Origin of the sequence: Streptococcus sp. 477, assembly GCF_013277295.1 — a bacterium.
GTDB lineage: Bacteria > Bacillota > Bacilli > Lactobacillales > Streptococcaceae > Streptococcus > Streptococcus pseudopneumoniae.
This window is the reverse complement of sequence record NZ_VMMQ01000035.1, coordinates 1-16,217: the sequence shown is the minus strand read 5'-3', so window position 1 is coordinate 16,217 and position 16,217 is coordinate 1. Positions and strand designations below refer to the sequence as shown.

Here is a 16,217-nt window from a genome sequence, read left to right as displayed (position 1 = left end):
AGCTCTGGTTTTTCTTACTAGAAAAGTAAGGTACAATCTTGTAAAAGTAACTGAAATTTGATATAGTAGTCCTATGTAAAAGACAAAGGAGAATATAATGGAATCACAATATACATTTTTAATCATTCTTGTGGCTATGTTGGGCTTGATGTTCTTTACGCAACGCTCTCAAAAGAAACAAGCACAAAAGCGTATGGAAAGCTTGAATAAACTACAAAAAGGCTATGAAGTGATTACAATTGGTGGACTTTATGGAACAGTCGATGAAGTAGATACGGAGAAGGGAACAATTGTTCTTGACGTAGATGGAGTTTACTTGACTTTTGAACTAGCTGCTATCAAGACAGTATTACCGCTGAAAGAAACAGCTTCACTAGAAGGCGCAATTGAAAAATAAGACGGGATCACGAACTCCCGTTTTTCTATAAAAGAAAGGAAATGGGATGAAAAAACTAGTCTTTGTCTGTCTGGGAAATATTTGCCGTAGCCCTATGGCCGAATTTGTTATGAAATCAATGACAGATAGTTATGAAATCCAGAGTCGAGCGACGTCCTCTTGGGAACATGGAAATCCGATTCATAAGGGCACTCAGGGAATTTTTCAACAGTATGATATTCCTTATGACAAAGGCAAAACATCGCTTCAGATTAGTAAGGAAGATTTTGAAGCCTTTGATTATATTATCGGCATGGATGCTTCAAATGTTTCTGACTTACGTCAGATGTGTCCAGCAGACTGTCAAGATAAGATTTACTCATTTGCATCTGGAAGTGTTCCAGATCCTTGGTATACAGGAGATTTTGAGGAAACCTATCGACGTGTTCAAGAGGGCTGTCAAGTTTGGCTAGAACGTTTAGAAAAGGAGAGTAAAGGTGGAAAATCTTAAGAATTTTTACGAAAAGTATCGTGTCTATCTGACTCGTCCACGTTTAGAGATTTTGGCAGTAGTTACCATTGTTTCCTGTGCTGTACTCGTCTTTTTTCTAAATATTCCCGGAAAAGGTGTTCTAAAGCTTGATAATGGAACGATTGTTTACGACGGCAGTCTTGTACGTGGTAAAATGAATGGACAAGGTACCATTACTTTCCAAAATGGAGACCAGTATACTGGTGGTTTCAACAATGGAGCTTTCAACGGAAAAGGCACCTTTCAATCTAAAGAAGGCTGGACCTACGAAGGTGATTTTGTAAATGGTCAGGCTGAAGGAAAAGGAAAACTAACAACAGAACAAGAAGTCGTTTATGAAGGGACTTTTAAACAAGGCGTTTTTCAACAAAAATAAAGCCTCCTTACTCAAAGGAGGTATTGTTAAAACCAGACAAGTAAGCGCTTACCTACAAATCCCTATCTTTCCAAATCCCTCTTCCAAGCAAGTTTGTGAAATAAAAAATATTTGAAATAAATTTCACAAACCTTAAAGAAAAAGCTTGCTAAGAAAAGAAAATAACAAACATTTCACAAGGAACTAAAAATTTTTTGTGAAATGTTTATAAAAGCGTTTACAAAGTTGAAATAATGCGTTATAATAAACTTGTAAAAAAAATGAACAAATGATTAATACTCTTCTAAAATCTCTTCAAACCACGTCAGCTTTATCTGCAACCTCAAAGCTGTGCTTTGAGCAACCTGCGGCTAGCTTCCTAGTTTGCTCTTTGATTTTCATTGAGTATAAATCCTTGAAAGCTATGGAGGAAAATATGGCTGATAAAAAAACTGTGACACCAGAGGAAAAACAACTCGCTGCTGAAAAGCATGTAGACGGACTAGTACAAAAAGCTTTGGTTGCGCTTGATGAAATGCGTAAGTTGAACCAAGAACAAGTTGATTACATCGTAGAGAAAGCATCAGCTGCAGCACTTGATGCAGTCAGAATTCTTGCTCAACATGCAATCGAAGAAACAGAACGTGGTGTATTTGAAGATAAGGTTACAAAGAACTTGTTTGCCTGTGAAAACATTGCAAACAACTTACGCGGACTAAAAACGGTAGGTATTGTTGATAAAGATGAATCAGATGGTTTAACTACAATTGCTGACCCTGTTGGTGTTGTTTGTGGTATCGTACCAACAACTAACCCTACATCTACTACAATATTTAAATCATTAATCTGCTTAAAAACTCGTAACCCAATTATCTTCAGCTTCCACCCTGCTGCAAATGAATGTTCTAAACAAGCAGCTCGTATAGTTCGTGATGCAGCTATTGAAGCTGGTGCTCCTGAAGAATGTATTCAATTTATCGAACAACCATCATTAGATGCAACAAACGCATTAATGAAACATGATGGAGTATCTATAATTCTTGCTACTGGTGGTAGTGCAATGGTTAAAGCAGCTTACTCTTGCGGAAAACCTGCTTTAGGTGTTGGTCCTGGTAACGTACCTGCTTATGTACACAAAGATGCAAAACTTAAACAAGCAGTTAACGACATCGTATTAAGTAAATCATTCGATAACGGTATGATTTGTGCCAGTGAACAAGCAGCTATCGTTGATACTGAACACTATGAAGAGTTCATTGAATTAATGAAAGAACACCATGTATACTTCGTTAACAAAGAAGAAAAAGCTAAACTTGAAGAATTCGTATTTGGAGCAAAAGCTAACTCTAATAACTGTGCTGGCGCTAAATTAAATGCTGACGTAGTTGGTAAATCTGCTGAACACATTGCTGAATTAGCAGGATTCGAAGTTCCTAAAGGAACAGTAATTTTAGCTGCTGAAGTTAAAGAAGTAGGAGAAAATGAACCTCTAACTCGTGAAAAATTATCTCCAATATTAGCGGTACTTAAATCTATTAGCACTGAAGATGGAATTGAAAAATCTCTTCAAATGGTTGAATTTAATGGTTTAGGTCACAGTGCTGCTGTACATACTCAAGACGAAGAGGTTGCTGAACAATTTGGTAAAGTAATTCCTGCTTGCCGTATCTTATGGAACTCTCCATCTACACACGGAGCTATCGGGGATATCTACAACGCGCTTATCCCATCACTAACTCTTGGATGTGGTAGCTACGGAGGAAACTCAGTATCTGGAAACATCGGAGCTGTAAATCTACTTAACTACAAAATTATTGCGCGCAGAAAAAACAATTTATAATAGTACAAAATTCCCCCAAAAGTATACTTTGAACCAAACGCAATCAGATACTCAAGCGAAATGGGGGGTAGAGAGAGTGATGATCTTAACTGACGACTCTATGGTTAAACTTGGATTCGCTCAACGTGTTATTGATCAATTGAACGCACGTAGCAACCGTGTAACTATCCAAGTCTTCTCAGATGTTGAACCAGATCCAGACATCACAACTGTAGAACGTGGTGCTGAGGTGATGAAAGCATTTGAACCAGACACAATCATTGCTCTTGGTGGTGGTTCACCAATGGATGCAGCCAAAGTAATGTGGCTCTTCTACGAACAACCAGAAATCGACTTCCGTGACTTGGTTCAAAAATTCATGGATATCCGTAAACGTGCCTTCCGCTTCCCATCACTTGGTAAGAAAGCGAAGTACATCGGTATCCCAACAACTTCAGGTACTGGTTCAGAAGTAACACCATTTGCCGTTATCTCTGATAAGAAAAACAACCGCAAATACCCATTGGCTGACTACTCATTGACACCGACTATTGCCATTGTTGACCCTGCTTTGGTTGAATCAGTTCCAGACTTTATCGCTGCTGATACAGGTATGGATGTCTTGACACACGCGACTGAAGCCTACACTTCAAACTTTGCTAACGACTATACAGACGGTATTGCGCTTCAAACAATCAAACTTGTCTTTGAATGGTTGGAAAAATCTGTTAAGACAGCTGACCCAGAAGCTCGTGAGAAAATGCATAATGCGTCTACAATGGCTGGTATGGCCTTCGCTAATGCCTTCCTTGGAATGAGCCACTCAATGGCCCATAAGATTGGTGGTGTTCATCACACTGTTCACGGACGTACAAATGCTATCTTGCTTCCGTACGTTATCCGTTACAACGGAACTCGTCCAGCTAAGACTACTACATGGCCTAAATACAACTACTGGAAAGCTGATGAGAAATTCCAAGACATCGCGAAAATGCTTGGCTTGCCTCACTCAACTCCAGAAGAAGCAGTTGAGGCATACGCTAAAGCTGTTTACGAACTTGGTGTTGCAGTAGGTATCAAGATGAACTTCCAGGATCAAGGAATTGATGAAAAAGCTTGGAAAGACAGCTTGCATGAAATTGCTTTGCTTGCTTATGAAGACCAATGTTCTCCTGCTAACCCACGCTTGCCAATGTTAGCTGACATGGAAGAAATTATGGCAGATGCATATTATGGCTACAAAGAAAGACCAGGACGCCGTAAATAATTGTTTATCAGTTTAGAGGCAGGAGTTATCCTGTCTCTTTTTTGTAATTCTATTTGAAAAATGGTATAATCATCGCATATATTTATTTGAAAATCAAATCTTTAATAATCATGCGAGGGGCAAATGAACAAGATAAATGAGTTAGGGGATAAAGTGCGACTTTTAAGAGAGGAGAAAGGACTTAGTCGTCCAGTTTTTTGCGGGGATGAGTCTGAATTATCAGTGCGTCAGTTGGTGCGGATTGAAAAAGGAGAATTTCGCCCGACGATAAAAACACTAGAATATATTGCAGATCGATTAGAAATTCCGTCCTACGTCTTGATGCCAGATTATAAGGAACTGCCTAAACGCTACCAAGAATTAAAGTACTTTCTTTTACATCACCCTGACTATGGAGACAAGGAGTTGCAAGAACAAAAGGAAGAATATTTTGATGAGATTTTTGAGTGTTTTTATGATGACCTGCCCCGTGATGAGAAGATGATAGTGGACTGTCTTCAGGCAATAGATGCAGTGAGAGCGACTAGTAATTCCTTATATGGAAGCAGTGTGATTGAGGACAGTCTTCAAGACTTACTATCCAGAGATGTATATAAAGCCGAGGACTTGTTGAAACTGAGACTGTATTTCAACTGTCAGTTAATGGATGGTTTAAATATGGGTGAGATAAAAGAATCTGAGCATGAAACCATTCTTTGTTTTCATGACAAACTAAGTTCTCAGGTTGATAAGATAGAGTTCGATTGTTTGGACTTACTTAGAGACTCCTTGTTAGCTTCTTTAACTTGTATAGAGATTATGGGGTTGCTTCCTTATTTTAAGAGGGCAGTCGAGACCTTAAATAAAATAGGGCAAAAAACACGAGATTTTCAAAAACAACCGATTGTCTTGATGGTGGAGTGGAAATATTATATTCAGACGGATTATGATACAGCCAAACAAAAGTATGAAGAAGCAAAAATGATGGCGAGGATGTTTGGCAATGAGAAGTTAATCGTTAGTTTAGATAATGAATGGGCCGAGGATCTAGAGAGATATCGTTAAAGAGTTTATAGGAGTGACATTTCTGTCATTGGGGAAATGTCGCTTTTTTGTTACAATGGATTCGTAATAAAGAGAAAGGAATTTACTATGATTAAAATACTGATTTTTCTATTTATCACGGGTGGGTGGTGGAGTTGAGTTTAGAGGAATGATATGCTAGAATTTGAACGAATAAATAATGTTTTATTGCCTAGCATGTCAGAAGTTGGAGATGTACTGCTCATTCGACAAACGCTATCAACTCTTCTTCAAGTAGAAATAAGAGTTAACGGCTATTTATTGGATTTGATTACAATAAAACCCCAGATATTAAAAGTCTATCCATTAGTCGGTATAGCAAATAATACACTTATTATTGTACGAGAAGTAAATGAGGGACTTGATATGACGTTGGAGAATAACAGGACATTTAGAGATTTTGATTTTTTTAGAAAATTAAAATAGAAATTTAAAAAGGAGAAATAAAATATGTGGCGTTGGGTATGGAAAATTGTAAAATGGATTCTGATTAGTTTGCTATGGGAAGCTATCTGGGGCTGGGTTAAACAATGGTTTAGTAAATAGGAGGAATTATTATGTGGAGTTTCGTATGGAGAATTATCAGATGGATTATTATTGACTGGATTTTAACAGCAATTTGGGGCTGGGTTAAACAGTGGTTCTAGTTTAGAAATTAATAGAACAGAGTTGATTTTTACATAAAATATTAGTAAAATTAGAAATTAATATAAAAAAATAATTGATAGTTATGTCTCAGTTTGAAAATGGGCATTCTCAAAAAGATTATAGACATAACTATCAACTATTTTAATTATAATATAAAAGGAGAAAAAATGAAAGTAGAGAACATTTCGTATAGGATAAATAGTAGGATACTGTTTAACAATATTTCTTTTGATACTTCAAATTCAGGTCTTACACTGATTACTGGAAAAAATGGCTCAGGAAAGTCAACATTATTGAAAGTATTACTAGGAATTGTTCAACCATATTCTGGCTCATTGATTTCTGAAGAAAAGGTTAGCTATGTTCCAGATTCTTCGGACAACTATTTCATTGGTTTATCTCCTAATTTATTATTCGGATTTTTACAGAAACAATTTTTTATTGAAACAAATTTGTTCGAAGAACGGTTAAGAGAATTACGAGAACAATTTTATTTGAATGAGAAATTAATGACACAAACAATTCAATCATTGTCATTAGGAGAAAAGAAAAAAGTAATGCTTATAGCAGCGTTTTTATTGGATTCGGACTTGTATGTTATGGATGAACCTTTATCAGGTTTAGATCAAATTTCGGTTGAAAATCTGCTTCAATTGATGGAGCAAAAGATAAATCTAGGCAAACACTTCATTATTGTAAGTCACGAGAGGCAAGAAATTTTACCGACAGTTGATCAGATTATTTCTTTGTAGAGGAAAGTTATATGGAAAAGTTTTATTATTCTATTACTCTATTATTCCTATCTCGACAGGGATACTGGAATGATTCGAATAATGTTAAGGAATTATCGTTGCTTCAATCGACCTACAAATATTTTTTTTCATCTGTTAGTTTGATTTTTATATTTTGTTTTGCTAAACAAGAAGTTTATAAGCTATTAAGTGAAAATCAAATTTGGGGTATCCTATCATACTTTGAATTAGTAAAAATACTTGTTCCTGCAATTTTGTTATTAGGACTAATTTATGAAAATATTTATGTTTTAAAAACTAAAACAGAGAGTACAATGAGGATATTTTTCAATGTCACAGGGAGAGAATTTTGGAATATAGTATTTTTAAAGAATTTAATTCTAGTTTCTCCCATCTTAGTAGTTATTTTTTTCTATGATATTTCTTTAGGAATATTTGCGTGCCTACTTGTTTTTTTACTTAATAGTATATTTTTTATATCGAAAATCAGGTATGTTAGGCCAAGGTTTAAAAAATCGTTTAGTATGACCTATTTATTATCTGTCGTTGATGGTTTGACGGTGTTTAAAGCGATGACTATACCTGTATTTTCAACTTTTATGTTTATGTTCATGTGGTTGGTTTTACCAGATTTTTTAGGAATTGATATCTCGAATAAAGCGATGATATTGAATACAGCTTTATTTTCAGGGACAGTATTTTTTAGCAATAAAGGGATAAATTTTTATTTTCTTACTTTAAATAAGGACTTCCCTTATCTGAAGGCTGTGGGGGTTAATCTTAATAAGTTTATAAAAAAAAGAATTTGGTCTTTAAATTTTATTAGTATCTTAGTTCCGTCGATCTCGCTATATTTCTTTTTAAATTATCTGGGGTACGGTTTTATAGATATTTCCCTATTTCTTTTCGGAGTTTCTCTAGCATATTTTTTATGCCAAGGGATACAAATGTTAGAGATAATTATATTTAGAAAGTATCATTTCAAGAATGCAAAAGAGTTAGATGCTTTTTCAATTCCTATAAATACAAGGATAACGTTGTACATTATTCGCTTCGTACCAGTTATGGTTTGCTTATTATTCAATCAAATTAAACTATTTGGTTTATGGGGCTTGATATTGTTAAATATAGTTTATATCAGTATTATTTATTGTAGTTTATATCGACATATGTTGTCAAAAGTAATTAAAGGAGATAATCATGTCCATTTTATCCATTAAAAATATTTCAAAATTTTACACTTTGGACGGTAAACATCAAGAGCAGGCTTTAAAGAATATAAACCTGCAAATCGCAAAAGGTAAAATTACAGCGATTTACGGGCCGTCAGGCTGTGGCAAAACCAGTCTACTCAATATCATCAGCGGTTTAGATAGACAATATGAAGGAGTTTTAGAATTTAAAGGGGAATCCCTCCGTGACTTATCAGAGATTGAACTAACTCAATTTCGTAAAGATAAGATTGGATTTGTGTTTCAAAACTTTAACCTCATTCCTCATCAGTCTGTTTTGGACAATGTCAAGCTCCCTCTCTATGTCAAAGATTTATCTGACAGGGAGATGACAATGATTGCAAAGGAGCAATTAAGTAACTTGGGCATGGAGCCTTTTATTACTAAAAATGTTAAACAGCTTTCTGGCGGGCAAAAGCAACGTGTAGCAATCGCGCGTGCCTTGGTAAATCAGCCTGATATGATTGTAGCAGATGAGCCAACGGGTTCGCTGGACTCTCAATCCCAAGAAATGGTATTGGAAGTGTTTAAAAAATTAGCCCAAACAGGGAAAACAGTACTGATTGTAACCCATAATCCAGAGGTTGCCGAATATGCAGATGTGATTATCAAAATGAAGGATGGTGAAGTCGTTGAAGAAGTCAAAAAATAAAGGATTATCATTGAAAAATAAATTCAAACTTTCTTTAAATAACTTTCTGGAAAGAAAGTGGCGTAACCTATTGATTGCGCTAGCAACCTCAATCGGTTTTGTAGGAGTCTTAATTTCTTTCGGCTTGGGAAATGCATTGATTTCGATGATTGATGAAAATACGAATGGAGGTCAAATCCCTTCTCAAGTTCAGATTGCTTTAAACACAAAAAATGTTGGACGAGGCTTTTTGAACCAAGACGATAAGAACTATATCACGGATACAGTTGGCAAAGAAGCTATTAAATATTTGGAGAGTCCTTTTGGGATGACCATGTCAAATATTACTATAGATGGGCAAGAAATGGATCTGAGTCAAACGATGCCTTCTTATGCTCAAGTAGTGAGTCTATATGAGGATACAAGTATTTCTGTTAGTAGTAATGAGGCGGACAAAGTATTAGCCGGTTCCCTCTATACTGATTCAAATGAACAGGGATTGACGATTCCAAGCAGTTTACTAAAAAATTGGAATGAACAGACAGGAAAAAATCTGACAGCTAGTGATATTATTGGCAAATCAGTCTCAGCCAGCATTGTAGAAAATGATGCTGAAGCTAGCAAGACTGCTCAATTTCAAACAAAGATTGTACGTGTAATCAATGATGAAGATGACTTGGAGGACAGCAACAGTTTCATGCCGTCTCATCAAATGGAAACGATTTTGAAAGAGGCTGGATTTACAAAAGCTGTATCTTATTTTATCTTGGAACTCAAAGATCCATCACAAACAAAAGCGATAACAGAAGAATTGCAGAAAAACAAGAAGTATACTGTTCTTTCTCAACAGAAGGTTCTTGATATTGTGATTACTTTTATTCGTGTCATTCAGGGATTGTTGATTGTACTTTCATCACAAGCTATTGTGGTAGCAGCGGTCATGATTGGTATCATTATTTACATCAATATCATACAACGTTCTAAGGAAATAGGTGTCATGAAGGCAGTTGGTTATCAAAATCGTGATGTCAAAGGAATTTTTATTTACGAGGCTATCTGGATTGTAGGCATCGCCTTGCTGCTGGCATTTTTGGTTGCACAAGGGGTGGGAAGTTTGGCGAATGCGGTTGTAAATCACTTTTACCCATCTATCACTAAGGTTTTTGAATTAAATCTTTTATCTGTTTTAGGAACTCTAGCTTTCGCTCTATTACTTGGTTATGTCTCAGCCTACTTCCCGGCGCGTAAAATTAGTAAAATGGATCCTGTAGAATCGTTACGCTATGAATAGTCAAGTGTGTTACTAGGTTATCGTCTCCCAAAAAGAAACAAACATAGAAAAACAATGCCCATACTTGCAATTCAACTCAAATAGTTATATAATAGGTTTGTTGAAAGGTGATTTGTAGTGATTCAAGTTACTCTTTTCACAATAAAAATTTCATGATTTTCATAAGGAGGAAATCACTAATGGTAGTTAAAGTTGGTATTAACGGTTTCGGACGTATCGGTCGTCTTGCTTTCCGTCGTATCCAAAACGTAGAAGGTGTTGAAGTTACTCGTATCAACGACCTTACAGATCCAGTTATGCTTGCACACTTGTTGAAATACGACACAACTCAAGGTCGTTTCGACGGTACTGTTGAAGTTAAAGAAGGTGGATTCGAAGTTAACGGTAAATTCGTTAAAGTTTCTGCTGAACGTGATCCAGAACAAATCGACTGGGCTACTGACGGTGTAGAAATCGTTCTTGAAGCTACTGGTTTCTTTGCTAAGAAAGAAGCAGCTGAAAAACACCTTAAAGGTGGAGCTAAAAAAGTTGTTATCACTGCTCCTGGTGGAAACGACGTTAAAACAGTTGTATTCAACACTAACCACGACGTTCTTGACGGTACTGAAACAGTTATCTCAGGTGCTTCATGTACTACAAACTGCTTGGCTCCAATGGCTAAAGCTCTTCAAGACAACTTTGGTGTTGTTGAAGGATTGATGACTACTATCCACGCTTACACTGGTGACCAAATGATCCTTGACGGACCACACCGTGGTGGTGACCTTCGCCGTGCTCGCGCTGGTGCTGCAAACATCGTTCCTAACTCAACTGGTGCTGCTAAAGCTATCGGTCTTGTAATTCCAGAATTGAACGGTAAACTTGACGGATCTGCACAACGCGTTCCAACTCCAACTGGATCAGTTACTGAATTGGTAGCTGTTCTTGAAAAGAACGTTACTGTTGATGAAGTGAATGCAGCTATGAAAGCAGCTTCAAACGAATCATACGGCTACACAGAAGATCCAATCGTATCTTCAGATATCATAGGTATGTCTTACGGTTCATTGTTTGACGCAACTCAAACTAAAGTCCTTGACGTTGACGGTAAACAATTGGTTAAAGTTGTATCATGGTACGACAACGAAATGTCATACACTGCACAACTTGTTCGTACTCTTGAATACTTCGCAAAAATTGCTAAATAATTCTTGAGTCGATAAAAAGCAAGGCCTCTTGGTCTTGCTTTTCAAATATTTAAAAATGGATGACACAATCATCCATTCTTTTTTAATTCTGTTTCAAAAGTATCTGATGGGACAGTGAAGCTTAATTTCTCTAGAGTAAGCGGATGGGTAAAGGACAGTCGGAAGGCGTGGAGCATAAGCCGACTCGTCTTTGAATTGCTGTTATAGAGAGGGTCGCCCAAAATAGGGAAGTTATGATGCGAAAGGTGCACACGAATCTGATGGGTTCGCCCTGTCTTTAGTTTACAACGGACAAGGGTCGTTTTGTTTGGGAATTGCTTTAATCTGCTTACATGCGTTTCAGCATATTGCCCATTTTTTGTATCAACTATTCGTTTTCTGCGGTCATGGCGATCACGCCCAATTTTGTCTTTGAAAACAAGTTCTTTGCTGTTGATATTTCCGTCAACAAGCGCCCAATATTCCCTAGAAATCTCTTTTTTCTCCAATAAGCGGTTGAGAATGGGCAGGATAAAAGGATTTTTGGCAAAGAGAACTAAGCCACTGGTTTCCATGTCCAGACGATGAACGACATAGCAGGTTTGGCCAACATAGGCACTGACATGGTTGAGAAGGGCGATTTCGTTTGGCTGATTACCATGCGTTTTCATCCCCTCTGGTTTGTTCACAATAACCAAGTGTTGATCTTGATAAACTTCCTGAACGAGATTTGGGTTGCCCCAAGGAATTTCTTTTTCGGGATAATCTTCCTCGTCAAAAGTCAACTGGCAAACATCTCCAGGACTTACCATCTCGTTCCAATGAACTTCTCGCTGATTAATCAAAATATGTTTCTTGATTCTCAAAAAATGCCGAATTTTTCTAGGAATGAGGAGTTGTTCCTCCAGTAATTGCTTAACCGTCATTTGAGATAGAGAGTCTGGTAAAGTAAAAGTGAATTTCATACAGATATTGTAACAAAAAAAGCCCTATTTGGATAGGAAATAGCTAAATTCTTGTCTTCCTATGATGAAGATGATAAAATAAACGCATGAAATTAGATAAATTATTCGAGAAATTTCTTTCTCTTTTTAAAAAAGAAACAAGTGAACTAGAGGATTCTGATTCTACTAGCTTACGTCGTTCTCGCAGTGATCGAAAAAAATTAGCCCAAGTGGGTCCGATTCGAAAATTCTGGCGTCGCTATCATCTAACGAAAATCGTTGTTATACTAGGTTTGAGTGCAGGCTTGTTAGTAGGAACCTATTTGTTTGCTGTAGCCAAGTCAACCAATGTCAATGATTTGCAAAACGCCTTGAAAACTCGGACTATCATTTTTGACCGTGAAGAAAAGGAGGCTGGTGCCTTGTCTGGTCAAAAAGGAACCTATGTTGAACTGACTGACATCAGTAAAAACTTGCAGAATGCCGTTATTGCGACAGAAGACCGTTCTTTCTATAAAAATGACGGGATTAACTATGGTCGTTTCTTCTTGGCGATTGTCACTGCTGGTCGTTCAGGTGGTGGCTCTACTATTACCCAACAGTTGGCTAAAAACGCCTATTTGTCACAGGATCAAACTGTTGAGAGAAAAGCGAAAGAATTTTTCCTTGCCTTAGAATTAACAAAAAAATATAGTAAGGATCAGATTTTAACCATGTACCTTAACAACGCCTATTTTGGAAATGGTGTGTGGGGTGTAGAAGATGCGAGTAAGAAATACTTTGGAGTTTCTGCATCAGAAGTGAGTTTGGATCAAGCTGCGACTCTGGCAGGGATGCTCAAGGGGCCGGAACTGTATAATCCTTTGAATTCCGTAGAAGATTCAACCAATCGTCGTGACACTGTCTTACAAAATATGGTTGCAGCAGGATATATTGATAAAAACCAAGAAACCGAAGCTGCGGAAGTTGATATGAATTCGCAATTGCACGATAAATATGAAGGGAAAATCTCAGATTACCGCTATCCTTCTTACTTTGATGCGGTTGTTAATGAAGCTGTTTCTAAGTATAATCTAACAGAGGAAGAAATTGTCAATAATGGCTACCGCATTTATACAGAGCTGGACCAAAACTACCAAGCAAATATGCAGGTTGTTTATGAAAACACAGCGCTATTTCCGAGAGCAGAGGATGGAACATTTGCACAATCAGGAAGTGTAGCTCTTGAACCGAAAACAGGAGGAGTTCGTGGAGTTGTCGGTCAAGTTGCTGACAATGATAAAACTGGATTCCGGAATTTCAACTATGCAACTCAATCAAAACGTAGCCCTGGTTCTACAATTAAGCCTTTAGTTGTTTATACGCCAGCAGTTGAAGCAGGTTGGGCTTTGAACAAGCTCTTGGATAACCATACCATGCAGTATAACAGCTATAAGGTTGATAACTATGCAGGAATCAAAACGAGTCGAGAAGTTCCTATGTATCAAGCCTTGGCAGAATCGCTTAATCTACCTGCTGTTGCCACTGTTAATGATTTGGGCCTTGATAAGGCTTTTGAGGCGGGCGGAAAATTCGGACTCAACATGGAAAAGGTCGACCGTGTTCTTGGTGTCGCCTTGGGAAGTGGTGTCGAAACCAATCCTCTTCAAATGGCTCAAGCATATGCTGCCTTTGCAAATGAAGGTTTAATGCCGGAAGCACATTTTATTAGTAGAATTGAAAATGCTAGTGGACAAATTATTGCAAGCCATAAAAATTCACAAAAACGAGTGATTGATAAGTCTGTAGCTGACAAGATGACCAGTATGATGTTGGGTACATTCACTAACGGAACCGGTATTAGTTCATCGCCTGTAGACTATGTCATGGCAGGGAAAACTGGAACAACTGAAGCAGTTTTCAATCCGGAGTACACAAGTGACCAGTGGGTGATTGGTTATACTCCGGATGTAGTGATTAGCCACTGGCTTGGTTTTCCGACCACTGATGAAAATCACTATCTAGCAGGATCTACTTCAAACGGTGCAGCCCATGTCTTCAGAAATATTGCAAATACCATTTTACCTTATACACCAGGAAGTACCTTTACAGTTGAAAATGCGTATAAGCAAAATGGAATTGCACCAGCCAATACAAGAAATCAAGTACAGAGTAATGAAGAAAATCAGGCGGATAATAGCCTTTCTGATATTAGAAGTCGTGCGCAAAGTCTAGTAGATGAGGCTAGTCGGGCTATCTCAGATGCGAAGATTAAGGAAAAGGCTCAAACAATATGGGATTCGGTAGTCAATCTATTTCGCTAAGATGCTTGTCAAAGCCTAGCTTTCTTGTTATAATAGATAAGATGGAGGTGTTATGGCACTAAAAAAAGCAAGCCTAGCTTGTGCGGTTTGTGGTTCGAGAAACTATTCAATCAAGATTAGTGGAAACCCCAAGCCTACACGACTAGAAGTAAATAAATTTTGTAAGCATTGTGGCAAGTACACTACACACAGAGAAACGAGATAGGAGAGAGCGATGCGTTTTATTGGAGATATTTTTAGACTTCTTAAAGACACAACATGGCCAACTCGCAAGGAAAGCTGGAGAGATTTTCGTTCTATCATGGAATACACAGCTTTCTTTGTAGTAATTATTTACATTTTTGACCAGTTGATTGTTTCAGGTTTGATTCGATTTATTAACATTTTTTAGAAGAGTAGTGAAAGTACACTAAAAATCTTCTATTTATGAAAGGAAATATCATGGATAGTTTTGATAAAGGATGGTTTGTCTTACAAACTTATTCTGGTTATGAAAATAAGGTAAAAGAAAATCTATTACAACGTGCACAAACCTACAATATGTTGGATAATATTCTACGCGTTGAAATTCCAACACAAACAGTGCAAGTTGAAAAAAATGGAAAGAGAAAAGAAGTAGAAGAAAATCGCTTTCCAGGTTATGTTCTTGTAGAAATGGTCATGACAGATGAAGCTTGGTTTGTTGTTCGAAACACACCAAATGTTACAGGATTTGTCGGATCACACGGGAACAGATCAAAACCAACTCCATTATTGGAACAAGAAATTCGTGACATTTTGATATCTATGGGACAAACTGTTCAAGAATTTGATTTCGATGTTGAGGTTGGTCAAACTGTACGAATTATTGATGGTGCTTTTGCAGATTACACTGGTAAGATTACAGAAATTGATAATAACAAAGTGAAGATGATTATCTCTATGTTTGGTAATGACACAGTTGCAGAAGTAAACCTAAACCAAATTGCAGAATTATAACCCTTAGAGAGGCAAGACCTCTCTTTTTTGTGCAGTTTAGGAGATAAAGAGAACAGAATGGATGAAATGTGCCAAAAGTGTTTCTGAATCTGTTAGACTGTACACAGAAAGGGGAAAAGAATGATTAAAGAATTGTATGAAGAAGTCCAGGGAATTGTGTATAAGTGTAGAAATGAATATTACCTTCATTTATGGGAACTATCGGATTGGGACCAAGAGGGCATGCTCTGCTTACATGAATTGATTAGTAGAGAAGAAGAGCTGGCAGAAGATATTCCTCGTTTAAGGAAATACTTCAAAACTAAATTTCGGAATCGGATTTTAGATTATATCCGTAAGCAAGAAAGTCAAAAACGGAGATATGATAAAGAAACATATGAAGAAGTAGGTGAGATTAGTCATCGTATAAGTGAGGAGGGACTCTGGCTAGACGATTATTATCTCTTTCATGAAACACTAAGAGATTATAGAAACAAACAAAGTAAAGAGAAACAAGAAGAGCTAGAACGCGTCTTAAGAGATGAACGCTTCCGAGGGCGTCAAAGAGTGTTAAGAGATTTACGTATTGTGTTTAAAGAGTTTGACATCCGTACCCATTAGGAAGTTATGCAAAAAAGTTTAAAAAAATTTAAAAAAGGTGTTGACAAAGTTTGAAAAGTCGGTATAATAGTAAGAGTTGAAAATAACAACTCTGGTCCGTTGGTCAAGGGGTTAAGACACCGCCTTTTCACGGCGGTAACACGGGTTCGAATCCCGTACGGACTATAGTATGTTGCGGTTGGAACACTTGATGAAAAAAAGTTTAAAAAAGTTTCAAAAAAGTGTTGACAAACGAAAGTGACTGTGATATACTAATATAGT

General features: G+C 37.0%; 16 protein-coding genes, 1 tRNA gene and 1 pseudogene. 17 read left to right on the top strand and 1 reads right to left on the bottom strand.

Features of this window, described 5'->3' with window-relative positions:
- Positions 1-97 precede the first annotated feature (97 nt).
- The 11 genes and pseudogenes from yajC to gap all read left to right on the top strand — a co-directional run bounded on the left by yajC (position 98) and on the right by gap (position 11,152).
- Positions 98-397, top strand: coding sequence for a preprotein translocase subunit YajC (gene yajC, locus HT691_RS05580; RefSeq protein WP_000445809.1), 300 nt, complete (start codon positions 98-100; stop codon positions 395-397).
- 46 nt (positions 398-443) lie between these two features.
- Positions 444-887, top strand: coding sequence for a low molecular weight protein-tyrosine-phosphatase (locus HT691_RS05575; RefSeq protein WP_172925278.1), 444 nt, complete (start codon positions 444-446; stop codon positions 885-887).
- Positions 874-1,284, top strand: a complete 411-nt coding sequence (locus HT691_RS05570) for an MORN repeat-containing protein (RefSeq protein ID WP_138706439.1) — start codon at positions 874-876, stop codon at positions 1,282-1,284. Before HT691_RS05575 ends, HT691_RS05570 begins: the two co-directional genes overlap by 14 nt.
- Before the next feature lie 415 nt (positions 1,285-1,699).
- Positions 1,700-4,349, top strand: a pseudogene (gene adhE, locus HT691_RS05565) (bifunctional acetaldehyde-CoA/alcohol dehydrogenase).
- Positions 4,350-4,472: 123 nt separating this feature from the next.
- Positions 4,473-5,393 carry an XRE family transcriptional regulator gene (locus HT691_RS05560; RefSeq protein WP_138706438.1) on the top strand — a complete coding sequence of 307 codons (921 nt, stop codon included), beginning with the start codon at positions 4,473-4,475 and terminating at the stop codon, positions 5,391-5,393.
- A 153-nt stretch (positions 5,394-5,546) separates the two neighbouring features.
- Positions 5,547-5,837, top strand: coding sequence for a hypothetical protein (locus tag HT691_RS05555; RefSeq protein ID WP_138706437.1), 291 nt, complete (start codon positions 5,547-5,549; stop codon positions 5,835-5,837).
- Between the two features lie 389 nt (positions 5,838-6,226).
- Positions 6,227-6,811: an ATP-binding cassette domain-containing protein gene (locus HT691_RS05550; RefSeq protein WP_000861995.1), complete on the top strand. Its 585-nt coding sequence runs from the start codon at positions 6,227-6,229 to the stop codon at positions 6,809-6,811.
- A gap of 11 nt (positions 6,812-6,822) precedes the next feature.
- The gene (locus HT691_RS05545) at positions 6,823-8,031 is read left to right on the top strand and encodes a hypothetical protein (protein WP_050248116.1); all 1,209 of its coding nucleotides are present in this window, start codon (positions 6,823-6,825) and stop codon (positions 8,029-8,031) included.
- Complete coding sequence (locus HT691_RS05540; RefSeq protein WP_172925277.1) at positions 8,012-8,695, top strand: ABC transporter ATP-binding protein; 684 nt, start codon at positions 8,012-8,014, stop codon at positions 8,693-8,695. Before HT691_RS05545 ends, HT691_RS05540 begins: the two co-directional genes overlap by 20 nt.
- Positions 8,664-9,965 carry an ABC transporter permease gene (locus HT691_RS05535; RefSeq protein WP_172925276.1) on the top strand — a complete coding sequence of 434 codons (1,302 nt, stop codon included), beginning with the start codon at positions 8,664-8,666 and terminating at the stop codon, positions 9,963-9,965. The genes HT691_RS05540 and HT691_RS05535 overlap by 32 nt, the downstream gene beginning before the upstream one ends.
- A gap of 179 nt (positions 9,966-10,144) precedes the next feature.
- Positions 10,145-11,152: a type I glyceraldehyde-3-phosphate dehydrogenase gene (gene gap, locus HT691_RS05530; RefSeq protein ID WP_000260684.1), complete on the top strand. Its 1,008-nt coding sequence runs from the start codon at positions 10,145-10,147 to the stop codon at positions 11,150-11,152.
- Positions 11,153-11,220: 68 nt separating this feature from the next.
- Here gap and HT691_RS05525 read toward each other — a convergent pair whose 3' ends face one another.
- On the bottom strand, positions 11,221-12,096 hold the full coding sequence (locus HT691_RS05525; protein ID WP_345890402.1) for an RluA family pseudouridine synthase: 876 nt from the start codon (positions 12,094-12,096) through the stop codon (positions 11,221-11,223).
- An 86-nt stretch (positions 12,097-12,182) separates the two neighbouring features.
- Here HT691_RS05525 and pbp2a point away from each other — a divergent pair, with 86 nt between their 5' ends.
- The 6 genes from pbp2a to HT691_RS05495 all read left to right on the top strand — a co-directional run bounded on the left by pbp2a (position 12,183) and on the right by HT691_RS05495 (position 16,121).
- Positions 12,183-14,378 (top strand): penicillin-binding protein PBP2A, encoded by a 2,196-nt coding sequence (pbp2a, locus tag HT691_RS05520; protein WP_054393050.1) that lies wholly within the window; start codon positions 12,183-12,185, stop codon positions 14,376-14,378.
- 52 nt (positions 14,379-14,430) lie between these two features.
- The gene (gene rpmG, locus HT691_RS05515; RefSeq protein WP_001809375.1) at positions 14,431-14,583 is read left to right on the top strand and encodes a 50S ribosomal protein L33; all 153 of its coding nucleotides are present in this window, start codon (positions 14,431-14,433) and stop codon (positions 14,581-14,583) included.
- 9 nt (positions 14,584-14,592) lie between these two features.
- Entirely contained in the window at positions 14,593-14,769 is a 177-nt protein-coding gene (gene secE, locus HT691_RS05510; protein WP_001210991.1) for a preprotein translocase subunit SecE, read from the top strand.
- 50 nt (positions 14,770-14,819) lie between these two features.
- Positions 14,820-15,356 (top strand): transcription termination/antitermination protein NusG, encoded by a 537-nt coding sequence (nusG, locus tag HT691_RS05505; protein ID WP_000376734.1) that lies wholly within the window; start codon positions 14,820-14,822, stop codon positions 15,354-15,356.
- Between the two features lie 120 nt (positions 15,357-15,476).
- A complete protein-coding gene (locus tag HT691_RS05500) occupies positions 15,477-15,956 on the top strand; it encodes a transcriptional regulator (RefSeq protein WP_023933722.1) in 480 nt (159 codons plus the stop codon).
- A 93-nt stretch (positions 15,957-16,049) separates the two neighbouring features.
- Positions 16,050-16,121 (top strand) — tRNA-Glu (locus tag HT691_RS05495).
- The last annotated feature ends 96 nt before the right edge of the window (positions 16,122-16,217 follow it).